Genomic DNA, 19,886 nt, shown 5'->3' with positions numbered 1-19,886 from the left:
GGAGCTGGGGGCGGGGGGGGGGCGTGTGCGGCCCGCGTGGGGGCGGGCGGGGGGGGCGTCCCCCACGTCCAAATGGCGCTCTGAGGGGGGCCGCCCGGCGGGCGGGCGCGGCCCCCACCACTTCTTCGCGGGTGGCCTCGGTCTTGTGGTAGCGGATATTTTCCAGCACCGTGCCTGAAAACAGGAACGGCTCCTGCAGCACCATCGCCACCTGGTCGCCGAGCGAATCCTGCGTGACGTCACGGACATCGTGGCCGCCGACCCGCACCTCGCCCGACCAGACATCATAGAAGCGGTGCACCAGCGCCATGCAGCTCGACTTGCCCGAACCGGTCGGACCGACAAGCGCAACCGTCTCGCCCGGATTGACGCGGAAGGAGATGTTTTTCAGCACCGGCTGGTTCTGCCGGTAGCCGAAAGTGACGTTCCTGAACTCGACCGAACCGTCCATGTCGCGCGTCAGCGCCACCGCGCCTTGTCGGTCGCTGACGTCGACCGGCACGTCCAGCACTTCGGAGATGCGTTGGCCCGACGCCATTGCGCGCTGCATGACACTGTACTGCATGGTGAGCGAGCGGATTGGGTCGAAGAAGCGCTGGATGTAGAACAGGAACGCCACCATGACGCCGATGTCGAGGCTGTGCGACAGCACCATCGAACCGCCAACGACGATCACGGTTGCCATCGCAATGCCGGTCAGCGTGTCAACGATCGGCACCATCACCTGCGCATATTTGGCCGAGGTCAGGTGAGCCCTGAGATTGGCCAGCACCTTCTCGTCATAGAGGTCGAAATTGACGTGCTGGCGTTCGAGACTCTGCACCGTGCGCACGCCATGGATGCCTTCCGCCAGCGCCCCATTGGCAATCGAGTTGGTCTCGTGCGCGGCCATGAAGGCGACCTTGGCGCGCGGCAGCCAGAACAGGCGCACGATGAACAGCGCCGGCATGGTCGACAGCGTCAACAGGCCGAGACGAAAATCGAGCCACAAAAGCACGCTGACAATGCCGAAAAGAAGCACGATGTCGCCCACCGACATGACCGACGTCTCGAGGAATTCCTGCATCGAATTGACGTCGCCCTGCAGGCGCGACATCAGCCGGCCCACCTCGGTCTTGTCCATGAAGCTCAGCGAGACGCGCTGCAGATGGCTGAACATGGCGCGGCGCAAATCCGACAGCACATTCTCGGCCACCTTGCCGACGACGCTTTCCTGGACATAGCTGGCGGCATAGTTGATCAGGATGATCAGGGCGAAGGCACCGATCGCCCAGTTCATGACGGAGCTGTCGGCCTTGCCCGCCGCCATGCCGTGGTCGATGGCGTAACGGATGACCAGCGGGATCGCCAATTGCGTCAGAGTGAACACCAAAACGGCGGCCACCGAGATGAAGATCCGGCCCTGATACGGTCTCACGAAGCTCCAGATGCGGCGCACGATGCGCGGATCGTAGACCTTGCCGAAGACCTCTTCCTCGTCGCGGTGCGAACCGACGACGGCCCTGGTGGGCCGCCGGCTGGTGTCTTCTTTTTCGTCGTGACCCGGTGTCGACATTATGCGGCTCCCACCGCCACCGGCAAATCGTCGTCCGGCCGCAGCTGCAGGTCGTAAAGCGCGCGGTAGCGACCACCCAGCGCCAGCAATTCCTGGTGCGTGCCGCGCTCGGCGATGCGGCCATTCTCGATGAACAGGATCTGGTCGGCATGCATCAGCGAACTCAGCCGGTGCGAGATGATCAGCGTCACGCGGTCCTTGGCGAAACGCTTCATCGCGGTGCGGATTCGCTGCTCGGTGCCGGCGTCGACAGCCGCGGTGGAATCGTCGAAGACCAGCACCGAAGGCCGCAGCATCAGGGTGCGGGCGATGGTCAGGCGCTGCCGCTGGCCGCCGGAAAGCGATGACCCGCGCTCGCCCACGACCGTGGTGTAGCCGGCCGGAAGCCCGATGATGTAATTGTGCAGCTGGGCGTATTCAGCCGCCTGCCCGATGCGGGTCTCGCGCGCCCACGGATTGCCATAGGCGATGTTGTTTTCGATCGAGGTGGTGAACAGGAAGGCGTCCTGCTGCACGACGCCGACCGCCTTGCGCAACGATTGCAGCGTGACCTCGCGTATATCCTGCCCGTCGATGGTGATCGCGCCTGACCTCACATCGTAGAAGCGCGGGATCAGATGCGCGATGGTCGACTTGCCGCTGCCCGGCGGGCCGACAATGCCGACCGTCTCGCCGGACCGGGCCTCGAAGGAAATGCCCGACAGTGCCGGCCGGCCGCCGGCGCCCGCGTAGCGGAAGCCGACATTGTCGAAGCGCAGCATGCCTTCGGTCACCACGAGATCCTTGGCATCGGGCGCATCCTGAATGTCGAGTTCGGTGTCAAGCAGTTCGAACAGCCTTGTGCCGCAGGTCGAGGCGCGGGCGAACGAGTTGACCATCAGCCCGAGCTGGCGCACCGGCATTTGCAGGATGGTCATGAAGGTGAGGAACTGCGCCAGCGTGCCGACGCTGATCTGGCCCGCCATCACCTTCTGGCCACCGAACCACAGCACCAGGCCCATGGCCGCCAGGAAGGAAAAATTCATGGCGCTGGTGTTAGAGACGCGGATGTCGACGCGCTGGTCGGCAAGCTCCAGCGCCGACTTCTTGGCGCGGTCGAATTTTTCCAGCTCATGCCGCTGCGCCGCAAAGGCGCGCACGACGCGGATGCCGCCGAGGTTCTCGTCCATCACCCGGCTCAGCACCGACAGCCGCTCCTGCAGCGTCAGCCAGGTGCTGCGCAGCCTGAGCTGTGTGACCGAGGAGCGCCAGGCGACGAACGGCACGAAACTGAGACTGAGCAGCCCGAGCTCGAGATCGGTGCTGATCAGGAGATAGGAGCCGACGCCGATCAGCACGCCGAGCAGCACCACGCGCAATATGCCGGTGGAAAAGAACATGCGCACGCCGTCGAGGTCGAGCAGGCCAAGCGTAATCAGGTCGCCGGTATGCACCCGGTCATGGAAGGAGAAGCTCAGCCGCTGGATCTTCTCGTAGAAGGCCAGGCGCAGCTCATAGCCGGTGCGGTGGCCAACGGCCTCGCCATAATAATTCTGCGCCATGGTGAAGAGGCCGCGCAGAATGCTGACGACGAGCAAGGTGATCGCCGTCGTCCACAGCGCCTGCTCAGCCGCCGCGCCGCCGCCTCCAGCCATCACGCCTTGCGCCTGGTCGATGGCGTGGCCGAGCAGGCGCGGGATGAACAGCTGCAGCGTCGCGGCAATGAAGGTCGAGGCGATGGTGATCGCAACTTGCCAGGGATGGCGCAGCGTCATGCGCACGATGCGCAGCAGCGTGCTGAGGCCCTTGCCCCAGGACGCCTCCGCCACATGGGCAAACGATTTGCCGCGCATCGCTGCGCCGCGGGTTGCATCCATTGCCAAGGAAAATACCCAATCCGATCCGGACATTAGCCCAGACGAATGAAAACAGACTCAGTTTCAGATACCGCGATGGTACGCCTCGATTTTGACCGTTCAAGGGCCAATGGCGGTATCGCACTGTGCCTGAAATGAAAGTGAATACTCGGCATCGGCCCAGCTGGATTTGCCTGTGGGGTAGTCATGCCTTCACCAGGCTGATCGCACGTTTGGCTGCTCCATGCTCTACTCGCGACTCTCAGGTGGTTGATAGCAGTCCTTCAATTTTCCCCGATCTCTTCGCTATTTCTTCTTCGTATACTTTCCCCGCATGACGATGTGTGTCAGTATTTATTGTCGCTGGGGGGCGATAACGTGTCACGCATTTTCATCAGCCATTCGAGCCGCAACAATGCCGAGGCGCGTGCCATACGCGACTGGCTGATTTCCAATGGCTGGGACGACTATTTCCTCGATCTGGACCCGGAGCGCGGCATTGTCGCCGGCCAGCTCTGGGAGCGCGCACTGCACGAGGCGGCCAATCGCTGCCAGGCGGTGCTGTTCCTGGTCAGCGCGGCATGGTTGGATCTGAATGGTGCGAGAAGGAGTTGATGCTCGCCCACAAGCTCGACAAGCCGATGTTCGGCGTCATTATCGATGACAAGGTGTCGATCGCCTCGCTGCCGCCCAAGCTGAAGGATTTTTGGCAGGCCAATGAGAATTGGTATAAAATTGCCTCCGACCGATCTCGGTCGGTAGTAATCCGGCGTGCCAACGGAGGTGTTCGGGAGGTTGGAACGGGTTTTATAATGAAAGGCTCCGATGTCATTGAGGGCTATGGTTCGGGGATTGTTATTGTAACGTGCGCTCACGTTGTTAAGGGGGTTGAATTAGTTGATGTATACTTTCCAAGCGTAGATGAAGGTAACGATGTAAAAATCGGAAGTATAGTTTTTCAGTCTCCGGCAAGTGATCTAGATATATCAATTTTACCTATAGAGCATGGCTTGATGTTTGGAGCCGTAGCCATAGATGATGTAACGCCAGACAGAGAAGCTTCAGTTTCATTCGCGTCGGCAATGGACACTGATGGAAATTCGTCAAAAACGTCTCTGGCCATGGTCGGATATTGTGGGTGTTGAGCCTTCCATCGGATTCCAGCTTTCCATTATGCAGCCGCTTAAAAGTACTGCGATAGAAAGAAAATTGGAAGTCGACTTTCATCACTATAGGTAGCCGACTTTGGTACACCTATGCTTCGGGCCCTGGCGCAAGTGGATCTCCCGTATGTAGCGACTACCCACCAGAATGGAGGCAAGGATATGGTCCATGACATACCCCTCACTTAACCCGGGACGATTTCTCCGGAAGCCGTGTTGCCGCGAACCAGCTGCGAGCAAGCGCAGTGCCGGCAGGAGACGTACTGCGCTGCTTCAGATCGAGGGATATCTCGCAGCCCCTATGATTTCATTGCGGCTGACGGGCCGGCGGCGGACCGAATGACACAGGCAAGAGAGCCGTAGGGACGGGGAACAAGACAATGGACGACTACAAGGAACTCATCGAACAGGCAATTTCGGCCAATCGCAGGTATGATCTGAGGGAACTGCGAGAACTCTGCGAGCGGCTGGGGATGGCCCTGCCGGAGCCTTCGGACAGCGCGGGGGCGCTTGGCGCGGCGCTGATGAAAGAACTTCGGCGCAACCGCAGGTACGACCAGATACAGATGCTGGGTGAGACCTTCATCAAGGCCGGTTACTGCACGCCGCGTATCTGGACCATCTATGCGCAAGCCCTGGTCGACCGCGGCAATCAGGTGGCCGCAATCGGCATTCTGGGAAATCTTGCTTTGGAGGCCTCGGCCGAGGAGTTCGCCAAGGAAGCGTCGGAGATTCATGGCATACGCGGGAGGGCATGGAAGGACATTGCCTATGAGGCGATAGGACAAAAGCGCCTCGATGTAGCAAAGAGAGCATTAAAGAGCTCCTACGAGTGCTACTCGAAAGGATTGGAAACCAATCCCGACGATGTCGGAATGCTGGCATGGCACGGGACGCAGATCGTTGCCGTGGCACACCTCGCTGAAAGCCACGAGCTGCGCCATGATTTCGGCTCGAAGACCGAGCTTGCCAAAGATATTCTGAAACGCATGGCAGCTGACTATCGCGGCGACGGCAACGATGACCCGTGGATCCCCACAGCGGCAGGCGAGATGTGCGTAGCGCTTCAGGACTATGCAGGGGCGCGTGATTGGTATCAAAAGGCGATCGGGTCCGAGCGCACCGACAATTTTACCCTTGCCAGCGCGCATCGGCAGCTTTCGCAAATATGGCGCATTGGCGAGATCGAGGAAGGCGCCATAATCGGAGGCCTCGTTCTGGACGCTCTCGTGGAGATGGGGGGAGGCTTCCATTTGACGAAAGGCAATGCCGACCAGCTTCAGGCCCTGATCGGCACAACGCCCCCGGTCTCACTCGTGGCGCTACGATTTGCGATGAAGTCGGCTGAATCGATCGCGATGATTCGCTCCGGCTTTGCCCCCCTTGGCACGGGCTTCCTCGTCTCCGCGGCCGACATTGGGCTCGACCCCGCAATCGGGCAGGTCGTGATAACCAACGCTCACGTGGTCAGCGATCCATCGCAGAGCGGGGCCGCATTGCCGGGAGATGTTCAGGTCACGTTCCAGCTTCAGCCCGGCAACAAGGTTTACACGGTGGCGAAGATTGTGAAGTGTCTTTCCGTAGGAACTCACGATTGCAGCGTGTTGAAGCTCAACAAAGACGTATCCGACATCGATCCTTTGGAAGTGGTGGATTTGCCGTTGGTGATGCCGCCCGATCCAACCGCGGTCGTTATTGGACATCCGATGGGGCAGGAAATTTCTTTTTCGTTCCTCGACGGCCGGCTTGTGGCGTTCGAGCCTCTGGCGGAAGCAAAGCCGCAGCGCATGCACTATCGATCGCCGACCGACAATGGCAGCTCAGGCAGCCCGGTGTTCAATCGCAATTGGAAAGTCGTGGGCATCCATCACAAATATGTCGAGAACGCATCGCCGCTAGACGGCAAGGCGGGGGTTTATTCTGCCAATGAAGGCATCTCCATGGGATCGATCTGCCGGGCTTTCAAAGCTGGCCTGGGATAAGCGATCCGGTTGTCATGCCGTTGCGCGAATCCTGCCTCGGTTTGTGTAGAACAAAGCGGCTCCATTGTGAGGAGACAATCCGGGCTTCACTCGGCACGTTACTTCACGAAATCGGGACGGACGTTGGCTGTCATGGCGCTCGGTGGCGGTTCGACGCTGTGCTGAGCCTCAGTTGCGGCCAATATTATCGGCTGCGGGACCGAGCGCCGTGAGCAGCGCCTTGCCGCTTTCCAGCGTTGCATTCTGGTGCGGGGCGCGCAGGTTCAGCCAGCGTTTGTCGCCGGAGCGCACCGCCAGCACGGCCTTCATTGCCGGGATCAGGCCTGCATCCTGGATCACCTTGCGGAACGCCCTGATCGCGGCGTCCGCTTCCGTGACGTCTTGGCCAGCGATCGTCGCGTCGTAGAGGTCGCGGATGGCCGCAGCGTTGAGATTGACGGTCGCGGAGATACAGCCCGCACCACCACTGGCGAGCCCCTTGGTCAGTTGCGCCTCCGAGCTGGGGAACACCGCGACGTCGGGTGCGGCGGCAATCACCGCCGCCGTGTTGTTCCAGTCGCCGGCGCTATCCTTGTAGGCGACGACCGTCTCTGGAAACGCCGCGCTCAACCGGGCGGTCAGGGCAGGGCTTACCGGCACGCCGGAGTTCTGCGGGATGTGGTAGAGGATCATCTTCAGCGCCGGGTTGGCCACCCTTTCGATCAGCTCGCTGTAGTAGCGCGCCTGGCCATCGTCCCCGGCGGCCGTGTAGAAGAACGATGGCAGCACCATCACGGCGGCGCAGCCGAGGCCGACCGCGTGCTTCGACAGTTCGACGGTTTCGGGGAGTGCGGTGACGCCGGTGCCGGGCATCATGCGCGCCGGCGAAATGCCGGCCTCGATCAGCCATTCCAGCGCCTGCATGCGCTCATTGAGCGAGAGCGACAGTGCCTCGCCCGTGGTGCCGAACGGCGACAGGAAATGCGCGCCCTGGCCCAGCACCCATTTGGCGTGTGAGATCCACAAGTCACGAGCAATCCGGCCGTCATTTTCGAACGGTGTGAGGATCGGGGCGATGGTTCCTTGCGGGCGGGTCATGTCGGTCCTTCCATCGGTGCTGGAAATCAGCTTGGCATAGAGCATACGTACGATGCGATCTGCCAGAGGCGATCTCTTGGGCCACCGCGCCGGCCGTGGGAAAACTTGCGGGTCATTGCCGCGAAATTCTGGCCCTTCGGTCTGCCGCAACCAGATGACGCCGGCGTCAATGGGTTGCAAATGGACCGGGGTTGCAAATGGACCAGGGTTGCAAGTGGACCAGCCAAGCCCGAAATGTCGAACAGAGACAGATCCGGAAACGGCATGCACCCACGATTGCTCAAGACCTTCCTCGCCGTGGCGCGGCACCGTAATATCACCCGTGCAGCGCGGGAGGTTCATCTGGCGCAGTCGAGCGTCAGCGACCAGATCCAGTCGCTGGAAAGCGAACTTGGCGTCGTCCTCTTCATCCGCTCGCGCCACGGCCTCGACCTGACGACGGCCGGCGACGCGCTGAAACCCTATGCGGAAGAGATTCTGCAACTGGCGGAGGAGGCGCGTATTGCCGTCGAGGCAACGACGGGAATGACCGCCGGAACGGTTACGGTCGGCGCGCTGGAGACGATTGCCACTGTCAAACTTCCGCAATGGCTGGCGGCCTTTCGAGGCGACCACCCGGAGATCGGTCTGCGGCTCAAAATCGCCGGCAGCGATGCCCTGCTGCGGCAGCTCGAAGAAGGCGAGATCGACGTCGCCTTCTGTTTCGACAAAGGCCGTCTGGACGAACGTCTGGCCCGGCGCACGATATCGGCCGAGCCGCTGGTCCTTGTCGCCTCACCCGAACATGCGCCCGCATCGGGGCAGAGCGACCTGGCCGCGCTCGCCGCGACGCGTTTCGTGGTGACGGAAACCGGATGCGTCTACCGGCATCTGTTCGACACTGCCTTTGCCGAGATGGCAGCGCCAGAACTTGCCGCCGAAGTCGGCAGCATCGGCGCCATTGCGGGCCTGGTGGCGACTGGTGTCGGCATGGGCCTGGTGCCGCGGCTGGCCGTTGCCGACGCGCTCGATCGCGGCGAGATCGTCGAATTGCCGTGGCCGGGGTCGGCCCGCACGGCGTCGCTGGTGATGATCTGGCGCCGCCGGCGGGTTAAGCCGCCCGCGCGGAAACTGCTGCTGGCGGCCGCGGCCAGGAATTTCGCTGCGCTCAGATCAGCCGGTGACCGCCCTCGACATGCAGAACCGTCCCTGTCGTAAAACCGTTGCCCATCAGAAAGGCGATGGCATCGGCAATGTCGTCCGGCTGTCCGACGCGGCCGACCGGCAGGCGCCTGGCCATTGCATCGAGCGTCTCGTCCTTCTTGTCGCCGGCCACAAAACTCCAGATCGGCGTGTCGACCCAGCCCGGCGAGACGGCGTTGACGCGGACCGGCGCCAGCTCGACCGCCAGCGCCCGCACCAACCCTTCCAGCGCAGCGTTGACGGCGGCAACGACCGAGCCGCGCGCCGCCGGCCGGTAAGCGGCAATGCCTGAGGTGAAGGTGATGGAGCCGTTGGCCGAAAGCTGCGGCGCGCCATGCTTGGCGAGCAGCAGCGGCCCGTAGAATTTGCTTTCGACGACTCTCTGCGCCGCCTTCAGGTCGATCGCAGGCAATAACTCATAGGCGCCTTCGATATCGGCGGCGGTGCTGACGATATGGTCGAGCCGGCCAATTCGCTTGAACAGGTCAGCGACCTGATCCTCCTTGGCGATATCGGCCGCGACGGCGCTCAAAGCGGAAGGGTTCTGCAGCGCCTCGCCGGCACGCTTGAGCCTGGCTTCACTGCGGCTGACGATGATGACTTCGGCGCCTGAGTCCAGGCACCGCCTTGCCAACGCCAGCCCCATTCCGGAGCTGCCGCCAATGATAGCGATTTTCGATTTTGCGATGTCTGCCATGTTTCCGTTCCTGTCCTGAACCGCTCCGGCGAGCGTCGCAGACCGGCGGCAGGAGTGGAAACGGAAGAAAGCGATAGTGCCATCGGAGGCTCCGATGGCACTATCGTCGATAGGAACCGACGCGGGCCGCTCCGTCGAGTGGCCCGCCTGTCAATGAAGTGCACTCAGTAGCCGACCGTGAAGCGCTGCTTGATATGCGCCGGCTTTTCGATCTCGTCCGCCATGACGATGGCATAGTCCTCGAAGGAAATGCTGCTGCCTTTGTCTGACGTCAGCAGCGTGTCCTTGCCGATGCGGTATTTGCCGGTCCGCTCCCCGGCGACGAACAGCGCCGAGGGCGACAGCAAGGTCCAGTCGAGATCGTCGACCGTCCGCAGCGTGTCGAGGAAGTCGGCGCCCTTCTGCGCCTCGGCCTTGTAGATATCAGGGAAGGTCGGCGTGTCGACCAGGCGCTTGCCGGGCGCAACCTCAAGGCTGCCGGCGCCGCCGACGACGAGGTAGCGTTTGACGCCGGAAGCACGCACGGCTGCGATAAGCGTATCGGGATCGCTGTCGAGGAAATGAACCGAGGAGATCACCGCGTCATGACCCTTGATCAGGGCGGCAAGGCCATCCTTGTCGAAGACGTCGCCCTTCTTGGCAGTCACGCCCGGAAGTGCCGCGATCTTGTCTGGATGCCGGGCAATGGCGGTGATGCTGTGCCCGCGATCGGAGAGTTCCTTAAGCAGGCGGGAGCCGACCTGGCCGGACGCGCCGATAAGTGCGATTTTCATGGGGATTTTCCTTTCGTCTGGGGAGAATTTCATCTGGGGAGAATTTCTGGGACTACGCCGCCTCGATGTGAGCGACGAGATTGTCGTAGCTGCCGAACAGCGCGTTGGCGCCGATCAGGCGCGGCGCCGTTTGGCCGATCACCGCCAGCGCGGGAACGCCATTGGCATGCAGCCGCTGGAACAATGTCCGCCCGCGGCTGACCAGGTCGTCATGCTTCGCCAGAAACACCTGCGTCGGCGCTTTCAAAAGCTTTGCCGCGTCGCTCATGCCGGCGTCGGCCAGTACCGCGGCGACGCCGTCAACCGTCACAATATCGCGGCCGTCGACATAGCGGGCATGCTGGATCGCCTTCAGTGCCGCAAGTCGCTGGCGCCAGTCGTCCAGTCCGGCGGCGCTGATGCCCATGGTGGCAGCGGAAGAATCGAGCAAGGTGCCGCTGACATTGAGCACATTGTCGAGATAGGTCTGGCTGAAGCGCTGTCCGCTCAGCCGCGCGATGCGCTGGTCATTGTCCCAGGCGTGGGCGGCAAAACCTGCATCCAGCGGCCGCGCGCCGGCACCGGAGAAAAGCCCCACCGGCAGCAGTTGGAGTGCGGTCCCGCCGGCGGCCAGTCGATCCAGCATCGGCGTGGCGCCATAGCACCAACCGCAGAGCGGGTCGAAAAGATAGGTTAGGGTTGCATTGGTCATGGCGGCCTCATTCTGTTGCCCGATAGATGACAGCTGGACCGCTTGCGAAAAATAGCGATCAATCATACAAACTGTCTGATAAAATCAGACAATGAGCGGCCTGTGACCGAACTCCTCAATCTCAACCGGCTCGTCTACTTCGCCACCGTGGTGGAGACCGGCTCGTTCACGGCCGCTGCCGACCGTCTCGATGTTGCCAAGGCTGTGGTCAGCCATCAGGTCGGCAAGCTCGAAGAAGAGCTTGGCGCTACGCTGTTGCGGCGCACGACCCGGCGCGTGACGGCGACCGAAGAGGGTCGTCTGTTCTATGACCGGACCGCGATCATCCTGCGCGAGGCGGAGGCAGCCTATGGCGACATTTCGCAGCGAGCGGCGCAGCCGACGGGGACGCTGCGGCTGACGGCGCCGCTCGATTATGGCGAGAAGGTCGTGGCGCCGACCATCGCCGCCTACATCAGAAAATACCCGAAAATGCGGGTCGAGACGATCTTCGACGATGCGGTCAGCAGCCTGGTCGACGAGCAGATCGATCTCGGCATCCGCGTCGGCTGGCTGGCCGATTCCAGCAATCTGGCACGGCGGCTGGGCAGCCTGCAGCAATTCGTTGTCGCCAGCCCGGAACTGGCCGAGATGCTGCCTGGGAATGCCGAGCCCAGGCAGGCGAAGTCGCTGCCCTGGGTCGGCAACGCCCAGTTGCGCGGGGTGGGCCAATGGCTGTTCTCGAGGGGCACGGAAACGGTGCTGGCCGAACTCAACCCTGTCGTCAGTTGCGACAAGACACCGGGCGTTCTGTCCTGCGTGCTGGCCGGCATCGGCCTCGGCATCTTTCCGGATTACAGTGTCGCCGACGACATTGCGCGCGGCCGGCTGGTGCGGGTGTTCGCGGACTGGACCTTGCCGTCCGGTGGCATCCATGCCGTCTTCCCGCCGGCGCGCTTCAGGCCGGCCAAGGTGCGCGCTTTCGTCGACCTCCTGGTTGCAGCCGAACGGCGGCGCGCGCGCAGTGCGGGCTGATTTCGGCACCAGCCGGCAATGGCGGCGAGGGAACCTTTGTTCGGCAGGCGCTTTTGGATATGCTGCGATTCCGAACCGTCAGAAGGGGTACTGCCGATGACCACCAAGATCTTTGCGACCTGCATGCTCGCTCTCGCTGTCGGCTGCAGCCTGTCCACAGCGGGTGTCGCCAAGGACAAGCATCGCCATCGTCAGCCAGAACCCGAACGCTACGTCCCCGCCCATCGCGACCTCATCTACGCCCTGTTCGGCGGCCCGCGCTACTATGACAAAATGCTGATCACCACGGCGGCCGGCCCGTGCTCTTACGACCGGGTCGGGCCGGACGCGAATGCGCTGAACAAGGTCAACGATCACCATTGCGGAAAATAGATTGGTCCCAAAGGCGGGGTCCTGCGTCCCAGGGTTACCGGATGACGGCCGCCGCGAACATGATAGAGACAGTCGATGACCGCTGGTGAGAAATGGTCTCCGTCCGAAAAGAAAGTCGCCCGCACTGCCTATGACGCAGCGCTGAAGGTGGCTCTCGACAAGACGTTGGCTGAACTCAAGAGCAGGGCCCACGTTGCGGCAACGCCTTCCGAAATATGGGATGTCGAAGACTTTCTGCGGCAGCAGCGACGGAAGATCGACCAGATGTTCGACTATCGCTATTCACAGCTAATACAGGTCTTCGCCAATCTCATCCGGCAAGGCTATCTCGAGGAGAATCTCCTTGTTGGCTTGTCGGAAGACAAGCGGCAAACGATCCGAAAATACGCCAGCTGGAATCGCGAAGGGTAGGGGTCCTCTTCGGGGACCTTGGCGCTGCATTCAAACTGGACCATTCACCATCTTCGCGCGCGCCGCGCAGCTCGAGTTCAGCCATGGCGTGCCTCCGTGGCATCGGCGGTCGCGCCTCTGTCCTTGTCGTCCTGCGCCATCGCCAGCGGCGCACCCGGTTCGCCTTCCCACAGGATCAGGCTCGCGGCGCCGATCAGCCCGGCGCGGTCGCCGAGTTCAGCCTGCACGACCGGCACGTCGCGATATGCCGGCATCGCTCGCTGCTGGATGACCGCTCTGATCGACGGTGCCAGAAGGTCGAACCCGTTGGAAAGGCCGCCACCCATGACAATCAGATCGGGCGAATAGAGATGCAAGAGATTGGTGAAGCCGATGCCCAGCCATTTTGCTTCCGCCTCGATCAGGTCGAGAGCGTTGGCGTCGCCGGCCTTGGCAGCCTCTACGACATGCCTGGCCGAGACGTCACCGTCATTTGACAGCCGTCGTAAGAGCGAGCCGTCGCCGGGCGCGGTCAATCGCGTCGCGCGGCGGCCAAGCGCGGTTCCCGATGCGACAGCCTCGAAGCAGCCGATGGCGCCGCAGAAGCAGCGGTCGCCTTCGCCGGTGATGGTCATGTGGCCGATCTCAGCCGCCAGTCCGCGCCTGCCGTGATAGATGTGGCCATCGGCGACGACGCCGCCGCCAATGCCGGTCGATACGGTCACGAACACGAGCGATCCGCTGCCGCGTCCGGCGCCAAAACGCCATTCGCCGAGCGCCGCCGCATTGGCGTCGTTTTCCAGCCGCACCGGCAGGCCGAAATGCTGCCCCAGAATGTCGATCAGCGGCACGTCGTGCCAGCCGGCCAGCGTCGGCGGCGCGATCACGATGCCCGCCTTGGGGTCGAGCGGTCCCGGCGCGCCGACGCCGATGCCGGCGACGTTTGCCTGCGGGTGTTCCCTAAGCAGCGTGCCTGCCAGAGCGACGATCTGGCCGATCACCGCCTCGGATCCCGCACCGGCAAGCGTCGGCGCTGAAGCATGAGCGACGATGCGGCCATCGCTTTCGACCAGCGCACCGCGCAGCGCCGTGCCGCCGAGATCGAAGGCCAGCGCAAGCTTGGTCATCAGGCGGCGACCTCCAGCCCGTGCAGCCAGGCCATGCGCCGGGCAAGGTCGGGATCGCCGAAGGCCAGCGAGCCCAGCACCACGGTTTCCGCACCTGCGGCGCGCAGCAGCGGCACGGTCTCGTGGCGGATGCCGCCATCGGCGGCGAGCACGATGTCGGCCTCGCGGCCGGCTTTGCGCATCAGCGCGCGCGCCTCGATCAGGCGCGGACACGCTTGATCGGACAGGCTCTGGCCCTTGACGCCGATGGAAGTGCCGAGCAGCGTCACGAACGCCACTTCCGGCAGGAACGGCGTGACGGCCGCGACCGGTGTTTCCAGCCGCAGCACCACGCCGGCCTCGGCCCCGAGTTCACGCGCCAGTTTCACGGCACGCAGACCGGTCTCGCCGTTTTCGGCGTGCACACTGATCAGGTCGGCGCCGGCCTCGATGAACTGGCGCGTCTGTTCCTCGACGATCTCGGCTTCGACCATCAAATGGACATGGATAGGCTTTGCGGTGAGCTTGGCGATGTGCGTCACCAGATCCGGGAAGAACAGGAAGCCAGGGGTGAAGCGGGCATCGGCGACGTCGATATGATGGACATCGGCATGGGTCTCGATGCGCTTCAAATCGCGCTCCATATTGGCGAGGTCGGCCGACCACAGCGAAAACTCGCCGATAAGCCGGTTGCGCGGCAGAGCGGCAATTGCGGCGGGGCCGGACAGGGGCTTGTTCGTCGTCATCGTCTCAGGCTCCGTAGCCGCGCATTGTCTGGCGGTTGGTTTTGACGGCGCCGGCAGGGTCGGCGGCAGCCGTTTCGGATTCTTCCTCCAGCACCAGCCAGCCGTTGAAATTGGGTGCAGCACCAGCGATCTCGATCACCTTCGCCGTGTCACAGACGCCCTTGCCGAGCATCGCCCAGGTTCCATTCGCGTCGACATCCTTCAGATGCAAATAGCGGATGCGGTCGCGATAAGTGGTGAGCGTATCCGCCATGTCCTGGCCACCGCGCAAGATGTGGCCGGTGTCGGGCACCCAGCCCACCAGCGAGGCGTCGAGCAGCCCGAAGATGCGGTCGTAGTCGGCGCGGTCGAACAGCAGCGTGTTGTGATGCGAGCTTGGATGCACCGCGACCTGGACGCCAGCCTCGCGCCCGAGCTCGCCGGCTTTGTTGTAGACCTCGGCGGCGATGGCAAACTTGCCGTCGCGCGGCCCGTCGGAAACGATCGTGGCCGAGCCCATCGACACCAGCGCGCCGGGAAAGGCGGCGGCGAAGTCGATCCAGCGTTTGGCGGTCTCGAGGTCGGCGCCGATCTCATCCCTGAGCGTGAAACCGCTCTTCGAGCCGAAGGCGAAGGAGACGAGCGTCAGTCCGGATGATTTCAGCGCGGCCGCGAACTCCGCCGGCTTGCCGGCATAGCGGCCGATCATCGTGTCGGTGATCTCGATGCCGGCATAGCCGCCATCGGCGATCGCCTTGAGCAGATCGTCCGGGCCGCCGGCAAAACGGTCGCCGAGCATTTCCCAGGTAAAGGTCTGGCAGCCGACTTTCAGGTCTTTCACGGTCATCCTTTCATTCCTTGATCCACCTCCGTTGGAGGGACATCCTACTTGACCGACCCTGCGGTCATGCCGGCGAGGAAGAACCTCTGGGCAACCAGGTAGATGACCAGGAGCGGCAGCGAGCCGAGCACGCTCATCGCCATCATCTGGTTCCATTCGAATGCGTGTTGCCCCATCAACAACTGGATGCCGATCGGGACGGTGCGCATGGACGTCGACTTCGTCAGTGTCAGCGCAAAGAGAAATTCGTTCCAGCACAACAGGAAGGTGTAGACCGACGTCGCCACGATACCAGGCAGTGAAATCGGGACGATCACCCTCCACAGTGCGGTCCAACTGGTGCCGCCGTCGACAGCCACCGCTTCATCGAGGTCGCGGGGCAAGGTGTTCAGATATCCCGTCATCAGCAGGATCGCATAGGGCAGCGTAAACACCAGATAGGTCAGGATCAGCGCGACATAGGTGTCGAAGATGCCATACGAGACGACAAGCCCGAAGAAGGGGATCAAAAGCGTGATCGGCGGGATCGTCTGCGTGCTGATGATGAGAGTGTTGAGGCTGCCCTTGCCGCGGAAATTGAAACGGCTGAACCCATAGGCCGCCAGCAAGGCGATCAGCACCGTCAGCACGGTCACCGCTCCGGCCACGAAGTAGCTGTTGAAGAAGAAGCGCAGCTTTACCGGGTCGCCCAGGATGGCCGCATACGCTTCCAGCGTGAAGGCCTTCGGCAGGACGGTTGGTGGCAGGGCAAAGATTTCGGTGTTCGACTTGAACGAGCTGCTCAGCATCCAGTAGATCGGGAAGGCCGCGAAAAAGAGCCCTGCGGCAAGCGCGACATGGAGCGCGGCGGTGATCAGCCTGTCTTTCGGCGTGTGCATTTTCCTCATGTGACTACCGAGCCTTTTGATAGCGGATGTAGAACAGCGTCAGGCCGAGAGAGATCAGCAGGATGACCACGGCGCTCGCCGAGGCCTGCGACAGGTTGTAGCTCGAAAACGCCAGCTTGTACGTGTAGGTGCTGAGGACCTCGGTCGAGTAGATCGGACCGCCACCCGTCGTTATCCAGATCAATGGAAAGACCTGCATGGTCCAGATGAAGTCGAGCAGCGAGATGCTGATGATGATCGGCATCAGCTGCGGAATGGTGATGAAGATCAACTTCTGGTAGGCCTTCGCGCCGTCGATATCGGCGGCCTCGTAGAAATCCTCGGGAATGCCCTGCAAGCCTGCGAGCAGGCTGACCATGAAAAGCGGGTAGCCCGCCCAGATATTGGCGAAGGTGACGGCGTGCAGCGCGGTCGCGGGCGAGGAAAACCACTCGACCTTGGAACCGATGATGCCCATCTGCATGAGAACACTGTTCACGACACCATTCGGCTCAAGCAGAAGGCGCCAGATCACCGCGATAATTACCGCGGTGAACAGCCAGGGCAGTATGTACAGCACGCGCAGAATGTTGCGCAGCGTCGGATTGATGCGGTCGCTGTTCAGCATGAGTGCGAAGAGCATGCCGATGGTCATATGGAAGACGACACTCATGCAGGTGAAGTAGAGCGTGTGCCACAGCGAGGCCCAGAACACCGGATCGGCAAAGATCGCCTGGTAGTGTTTCAGTCCGGCAAAGGACGGGTCGCGACGCAGCACCGCGCTGTTCTGGAACGAATAGCCAATCACCGTCACCATCGGCAGCAGCATCAGAAGGCCGATTATGAGGAGCGATGGTGACAGATAGAGATAGGGTGCGACCGCTCGTTTCAGTCGATGGTGGGAGCGCTTCTGCCCGGTCATGTGCGACCCCTGGGATGTGCCTTCAGGAGGAAGGTGCGCTTCAAAAACAGGTCCATCTCAAATTGCGATCCGTTGTTGACGGGGGGCCTGGCCGAGGCCGGGCCACCCGGTGGAAGATAGCAAACGGGCAATGGGCCGCTCAGAATTTCGCCATCCAGCCCTTTTGAGCGTTGGTTGCGGCTTGTTCCGGAGACTGCTCGCCGGCAAGCATCTTCTGAGCCTCCACGTCGAACTGGGTCATCAGGTCTTCAGCCACCGGCAGGCCCGTGAACTCGTTGGCGAGATAGCCGGTCTTGAAGATTTCGAAAGCCTTGGCGAAAGCCTTGTCCGAGGTCACGAAATCGGGCTTGGCGTTGACGTTCCCCGGGAAGGCGTTTGCAAGCGACACAAGCTTGGCATTCACCTTTTCACTCATCAGATATTGGACGAGCTTCCAGGCTTCATCCTGATGTTTCGAGGCGGCAGAGATGCCGATGCCCCAGGAGGCATAGGGAAGGCCGCGCTTGCCGTTGTAGTCCGCCACGACTGGGACCGGGATGAGGTCGAAGTTCAGCTTGGGATTGCGTTTGCGGATGAGATTCACATGCGCGAGCGAGTCGATCATCATTCCGACCCGATCGTTGACGAATTCCTCGACCTTTTCCTGCTCGGTCTTGGTGGCAATGCCGGGCGAGATGACGCCGGCGTCGTTCAGCGATTTGACGAAGGTGAGCATATCGACGACCGGCTTGCCCTCGAGAGCCGGCTTGCCTTCAACCATCATCGATTGACCCGAGGCCCAGACCCACGACATCAGGTCGTTCTGGACACCGGACGGCGTTTGCAGCGACAGCGGCAGCACCCAGCCATACTGGTTCTTGTCGGCATGGGTCATCTTCTTGGCGGCTTCGAGAAACTCCGCGCGGGTCGACGGCAGCTTGGTCACGCCTGCCTGGGCGGCGAGGTCCAGATTGACGAAGACCGGATAGACGAACGAAGCCACGGGAAACATCACCGCCTTGCCGTCCACCTTCATGATATCCGCGACCTGGGTCTTGTCGAACCCGCTCGCATCCATCATCGGGTTCATGTCGGCCAGCGCACCCTGCGCGTTCAGATTGTTCACCCAGGCGCCGTCGAGACCGACGACGTCGCTGAGCGTTCCGGTTGCGGCGCCGACCGAGATCTGGTCTCGCGTGGTCGCATAGGGACCGCTGACCAGCGTCACCTTGATGCCGGGGTTTGCAGCCTCGAAGTCGTTCATGATTGCCCTGAGCGATCCCGCCGGCAATTCGGGCTCCCACCATTGGGTGAATTCCAGCGTCGTGTCCGCCATGGCGCCGGTTGCACCAAGCAACCATGCGGCCGCGGCTATTTTCAGCATCGCGGGTCGTATCCGAAACATCATTTTCTCCTCCTTCTTCAAGATCGGCCGCACAATGCGGACGGTCGTCTGTTCATTCAGAAGCCTTCTTGTATCTTCCGCAGGCACCTCGCTCCCGCCCGCGGTCTTCCGCAGATCTTCAGATCGCCAGATGCGTTTCGGGATCGAAGAAATGGAACTTGGCATCATCCACGGCCAACCGGATTTCCGAGCCGGAGCGGACGGCGCTGATCGGCTCGAACCTCGCCACCGCGTTCGATGCCAGGCCGAAATCGTCCACCGCATCCGGATCGCCGGAGTCCACCCGGACCGCGTCGATGTTCATGTGGACGATCTGTTCGGAGCCGAGTTCCTCGATCGAGGTCACCCTGGCCGGTATCGTCTGATACTTGCGACCGGATTCAAGGCTGCTGTCATAAAGATCCTCCGGTCTGATCCCGAACACGACCTTGCGCCCCGCATACGACCTCAAGGCCGGCCTGCGCACGAAGGCTGCATCCTGCAGCCGGACGGCGAAGTCGCGAAAAGCGAGCTCGCCGCCCTTCAGGGTCGCCTCGAAAAGGTTCATCGAAGGAGAGCCGATGAAGCCGGCAACGAAGGCGTTAACCGGCGATTCATAGAGCCTCTTGGGTGTGTCGACCTGCTGCAGCACACCGCCTTTCAGCACCGCGACCCTGTCGCCCATCGTCATCGCTTCGATCTGATCGTGGGTCACGTAAATGGTCGTGACGCCGAGCTGCTTTTGCAGGCTGGTGATTTCGGCGCGCATTTGCACACGCAGTTTCGCATCCAGATTGGAAAGCGGCTCGTCCATGAGAAAGGCGGCCGGCTCGCGCACCATGGCGCGGCCCATGGCAACCCGTTGACGCTGCCCGCCTGACAGGTTCGCGGGTTTGCTGTCCAGCAAAGACGTCAGCTGAAGAGTTTTGGCGATCTCGTCCACGCGCTTCTTGCGCTCGGCCTTCGGCTTGCCTGCCAGCCGCATCGAAAAGGCGATGTTTTCGGATACCGTCATATGCGGGTAGAGCGCGTAGCTCTGGAACACCATCGCGATGTCGCGGTCCTTGGGCGGCATGTCGACGACGTCGACCCCGCCGATCCGAAGGCTGCCGCTGGTGATGTCTTCCAACCCCGCGATCATTCGCAACGCCGTGGATTTGCCGCAGCCGGAAGGCCCGACGAGGATCAAGAACTCGCCGTCCTTGACCGACAGGTTCAACTGGTCGATTGCGCGAAAACTGTTCCCGTAGGTTTTGCAGATCTTCTCAAGAATGACTTCTGCCATATTCCTCCCTCCACAAGTATAAGCCCTGATTTTTATGATTCTCCTGG

20 protein-coding genes are annotated in these 19,886 nt (G+C 62.0%); 7 read left to right on the top strand and 13 right to left on the bottom strand.

All coding sequences use genetic code 11. From position 1 onward, the window contains the following. Together NKH35_RS12675 and NKH35_RS12670 are read right to left on the bottom strand one after the other, a co-directional pair. Positions 1 to 1,555 (bottom strand): ABC transporter ATP-binding protein (locus NKH35_RS12675; RefSeq protein WP_352914755.1); only part of this gene is annotated, 1,555 nt, incomplete at its 3' end. After that, positions 1,555 to 3,387 carry an ABC transporter ATP-binding protein gene (locus NKH35_RS12670; RefSeq protein WP_352914752.1) on the bottom strand — a complete coding sequence of 611 codons (1,833 nt, stop codon included), beginning with the start codon at positions 3,385 to 3,387 and terminating at the stop codon, positions 1,555 to 1,557. The genes NKH35_RS12675 and NKH35_RS12670, both read right to left, overlap by 1 nt. A 381-nt stretch (positions 3,388 to 3,768) precedes the next feature. Here NKH35_RS12670 and NKH35_RS12665 point away from each other — a divergent pair, with 381 nt between their 5' ends. The 3 genes from NKH35_RS12665 to NKH35_RS12655 all read left to right on the top strand — a co-directional run bounded on the left by NKH35_RS12665 (position 3,769) and on the right by NKH35_RS12655 (position 6,535). Next, positions 3,769 to 4,005 carry a toll/interleukin-1 receptor domain-containing protein gene (locus NKH35_RS12665; protein ID WP_023709998.1) on the top strand — a complete coding sequence of 79 codons (237 nt, stop codon included), beginning with the start codon at positions 3,769 to 3,771 and terminating at the stop codon, positions 4,003 to 4,005. Next, the gene (locus NKH35_RS12660) at positions 4,005 to 4,535 is read left to right on the top strand and encodes a S1 family serine peptidase (RefSeq protein ID WP_352914748.1); all 531 of its coding nucleotides are present in this window, start codon (positions 4,005 to 4,007) and stop codon (positions 4,533 to 4,535) included. The genes NKH35_RS12665 and NKH35_RS12660 overlap by 1 nt, the downstream gene beginning before the upstream one ends. A 398-nt stretch (positions 4,536 to 4,933) precedes the next feature. Continuing rightward, positions 4,934 to 6,535, top strand: a complete 1,602-nt coding sequence (locus NKH35_RS12655; protein ID WP_023709996.1) for a S1 family peptidase — start codon at positions 4,934 to 4,936, stop codon at positions 6,533 to 6,535. A 168-nt stretch (positions 6,536 to 6,703) separates the two neighbouring features. On the opposite strand, the gene NKH35_RS12650 is transcribed toward NKH35_RS12655, so the two are convergent. Then, positions 6,704 to 7,612: a dihydrodipicolinate synthase family protein gene (locus NKH35_RS12650; RefSeq protein WP_023732224.1), complete on the bottom strand. Its 909-nt coding sequence runs from the start codon at positions 7,610 to 7,612 to the stop codon at positions 6,704 to 6,706. Between the two features lie 264 nt (positions 7,613 to 7,876). Here NKH35_RS12650 and NKH35_RS12645 point away from each other — a divergent pair, with 264 nt between their 5' ends. Then, positions 7,877 to 8,809 carry a LysR family transcriptional regulator gene (locus NKH35_RS12645; protein ID WP_352914746.1) on the top strand — a complete coding sequence of 311 codons (933 nt, stop codon included), beginning with the start codon at positions 7,877 to 7,879 and terminating at the stop codon, positions 8,807 to 8,809. Here NKH35_RS12645 and NKH35_RS12640 read toward each other — a convergent pair. From NKH35_RS12640 to NKH35_RS12630, 3 genes are all read right to left on the bottom strand, one after another. Then, positions 8,760 to 9,491, bottom strand: a complete 732-nt coding sequence (locus NKH35_RS12640) for an SDR family oxidoreductase (protein WP_023732222.1) — start codon at positions 9,489 to 9,491, stop codon at positions 8,760 to 8,762. The two genes, NKH35_RS12645 and NKH35_RS12640, sit on opposite strands and share 50 nt — an antisense overlap. A 164-nt stretch (positions 9,492 to 9,655) precedes the next feature. Further along, positions 9,656 to 10,264: an NAD(P)-dependent oxidoreductase gene (locus tag NKH35_RS12635; RefSeq protein WP_023667893.1), complete on the bottom strand. Its 609-nt coding sequence runs from the start codon at positions 10,262 to 10,264 to the stop codon at positions 9,656 to 9,658. Between the two features lie 52 nt (positions 10,265 to 10,316). Continuing rightward, positions 10,317 to 10,955: a DsbA family protein gene (locus NKH35_RS12630; protein WP_023732221.1), complete on the bottom strand. Its 639-nt coding sequence runs from the start codon at positions 10,953 to 10,955 to the stop codon at positions 10,317 to 10,319. 102 nt (positions 10,956 to 11,057) lie between these two features. Between NKH35_RS12630 and NKH35_RS12625 the strand changes: the two genes are divergently transcribed. The 3 genes from NKH35_RS12625 (at position 11,058) to frp (ending at position 12,752) form a co-directional block, all read left to right on the top strand. Continuing rightward, positions 11,058 to 11,969 carry a LysR family transcriptional regulator gene (locus NKH35_RS12625; protein WP_023732220.1) on the top strand — a complete coding sequence of 304 codons (912 nt, stop codon included), beginning with the start codon at positions 11,058 to 11,060 and terminating at the stop codon, positions 11,967 to 11,969. A gap of 96 nt (positions 11,970 to 12,065) precedes the next feature. Further along, complete coding sequence (locus NKH35_RS12620) at positions 12,066 to 12,341, top strand: hypothetical protein (protein WP_023732219.1); 276 nt, start codon at positions 12,066 to 12,068, stop codon at positions 12,339 to 12,341. A gap of 75 nt (positions 12,342 to 12,416) precedes the next feature. Further along, entirely contained in the window at positions 12,417 to 12,752 is a 336-nt protein-coding gene (gene frp / locus NKH35_RS12615) for a fluorescence recovery protein (protein WP_023704781.1), read from the top strand. 77 nt (positions 12,753 to 12,829) lie between these two features. Here frp and NKH35_RS12610 read toward each other — a convergent pair whose 3' ends face one another. The 7 genes from NKH35_RS12610 to NKH35_RS12580 all read right to left on the bottom strand — a co-directional run bounded on the left by NKH35_RS12610 (position 12,830) and on the right by NKH35_RS12580 (position 19,839). Continuing rightward, the gene (locus NKH35_RS12610) at positions 12,830 to 13,858 is read right to left on the bottom strand and encodes an ROK family protein (RefSeq protein WP_023732218.1); all 1,029 of its coding nucleotides are present in this window, start codon (positions 13,856 to 13,858) and stop codon (positions 12,830 to 12,832) included. After that, on the bottom strand, positions 13,858 to 14,583 hold the full coding sequence (locus NKH35_RS12605) for a ribulose-phosphate 3-epimerase (protein WP_031261857.1): 726 nt from the start codon (positions 14,581 to 14,583) through the stop codon (positions 13,858 to 13,860). The genes NKH35_RS12610 and NKH35_RS12605 overlap by 1 nt, the downstream gene beginning before the upstream one ends. A gap of 4 nt (positions 14,584 to 14,587) precedes the next feature. Next, positions 14,588 to 15,409: a sugar phosphate isomerase/epimerase family protein gene (locus NKH35_RS12600; protein WP_023732216.1), complete on the bottom strand. Its 822-nt coding sequence runs from the start codon at positions 15,407 to 15,409 to the stop codon at positions 14,588 to 14,590. Between the two features lie 38 nt (positions 15,410 to 15,447). Further along, a complete protein-coding gene (locus NKH35_RS12595; protein WP_023686993.1) occupies positions 15,448 to 16,290 on the bottom strand; it encodes a carbohydrate ABC transporter permease in 843 nt (280 codons plus the stop codon). A gap of 4 nt (positions 16,291 to 16,294) precedes the next feature. Further along, a complete protein-coding gene (locus NKH35_RS12590; RefSeq protein ID WP_023726309.1) occupies positions 16,295 to 17,191 on the bottom strand; it encodes a carbohydrate ABC transporter permease in 897 nt (298 codons plus the stop codon). 139 nt (positions 17,192 to 17,330) lie between these two features. Beyond that, a complete protein-coding gene (locus NKH35_RS12585; RefSeq protein WP_352914742.1) occupies positions 17,331 to 18,578 on the bottom strand; it encodes an ABC transporter substrate-binding protein in 1,248 nt (415 codons plus the stop codon). A 115-nt stretch (positions 18,579 to 18,693) separates the two neighbouring features. Next, on the bottom strand, positions 18,694 to 19,839 hold the full coding sequence (locus NKH35_RS12580) for an ABC transporter ATP-binding protein (protein ID WP_023686996.1): 1,146 nt from the start codon (positions 19,837 to 19,839) through the stop codon (positions 18,694 to 18,696). Between the last annotated feature and the right edge of the window lie 47 nt (positions 19,840 to 19,886).

It is taken from the genome of Mesorhizobium sp. M1143, assembly GCF_040318435.1.
In the GTDB taxonomy this organism is placed as follows: domain Bacteria; phylum Pseudomonadota; class Alphaproteobacteria; order Rhizobiales; family Rhizobiaceae; genus Mesorhizobium.
Note: the sequence above shows the minus strand (reverse complement) of the source record. Positions and strands in the feature narration are given on the sequence as shown.

What these genes read in the sequence shown, in the direction of transcription:
- NKH35_RS12660 (WP_352914748.1), top strand. Translation starts at nt 4,005, where the DNA reads ATGCTCGCCCACAAGCTCGACAAGCCGATGTTCGGCGTCATTATCGAT.
- NKH35_RS12655 (WP_023709996.1), top strand. Translation starts at nt 4,934, where the DNA reads ATGGACGACTACAAGGAACTCATCGAACAGGCAATTTCGGCCAATCGC.
- NKH35_RS12595 (WP_023686993.1), bottom strand. Translation starts at nt 16,290, where the DNA reads ATGAGGAAAATGCACACGCCGAAAGACAGGCTGATCACCGCCGCGCTC.
- NKH35_RS12670 (WP_352914752.1), bottom strand. Translation starts at nt 3,387, where the DNA reads ATGCGCGGCAAATCGTTTGCCCATGTGGCGGAGGCGTCCTGGGGCAAG.
- NKH35_RS12580 (WP_023686996.1), bottom strand. Translation starts at nt 19,839, where the DNA reads ATGGCAGAAGTCATTCTTGAGAAGATCTGCAAAACCTACGGGAACAGT.
- NKH35_RS12590 (WP_023726309.1), bottom strand. Translation starts at nt 17,191, where the DNA reads ATGACCGGGCAGAAGCGCTCCCACCATCGACTGAAACGAGCGGTCGCA.
- NKH35_RS12645 (WP_352914746.1), top strand. Translation starts at nt 7,877, where the DNA reads ATGCACCCACGATTGCTCAAGACCTTCCTCGCCGTGGCGCGGCACCGT.
- NKH35_RS12600 (WP_023732216.1), bottom strand. Translation starts at nt 15,409, where the DNA reads ATGACCGTGAAAGACCTGAAAGTCGGCTGCCAGACCTTTACCTGGGAA.
- NKH35_RS12640 (WP_023732222.1), bottom strand. Translation starts at nt 9,491, where the DNA reads ATGGCAGACATCGCAAAATCGAAAATCGCTATCATTGGCGGCAGCTCC.
- NKH35_RS12630 (WP_023732221.1), bottom strand. Translation starts at nt 10,955, where the DNA reads ATGACCAATGCAACCCTAACCTATCTTTTCGACCCGCTCTGCGGTTGG.
- NKH35_RS12620 (WP_023732219.1), top strand. Translation starts at nt 12,066, where the DNA reads ATGACCACCAAGATCTTTGCGACCTGCATGCTCGCTCTCGCTGTCGGC.
- NKH35_RS12635 (WP_023667893.1), bottom strand. Translation starts at nt 10,264, where the DNA reads ATGAAAATCGCACTTATCGGCGCGTCCGGCCAGGTCGGCTCCCGCCTG.
- NKH35_RS12605 (WP_031261857.1), bottom strand. Translation starts at nt 14,583, where the DNA reads ATGACGACGAACAAGCCCCTGTCCGGCCCCGCCGCAATTGCCGCTCTG.
- NKH35_RS12650 (WP_023732224.1), bottom strand. Translation starts at nt 7,612, where the DNA reads ATGACCCGCCCGCAAGGAACCATCGCCCCGATCCTCACACCGTTCGAA.
- NKH35_RS12585 (WP_352914742.1), bottom strand. Translation starts at nt 18,578, where the DNA reads ATGATGTTTCGGATACGACCCGCGATGCTGAAAATAGCCGCGGCCGCA.
- frp (WP_023704781.1), top strand. Translation starts at nt 12,417, where the DNA reads ATGACCGCTGGTGAGAAATGGTCTCCGTCCGAAAAGAAAGTCGCCCGC.
- NKH35_RS12610 (WP_023732218.1), bottom strand. Translation starts at nt 13,858, where the DNA reads ATGACCAAGCTTGCGCTGGCCTTCGATCTCGGCGGCACGGCGCTGCGC.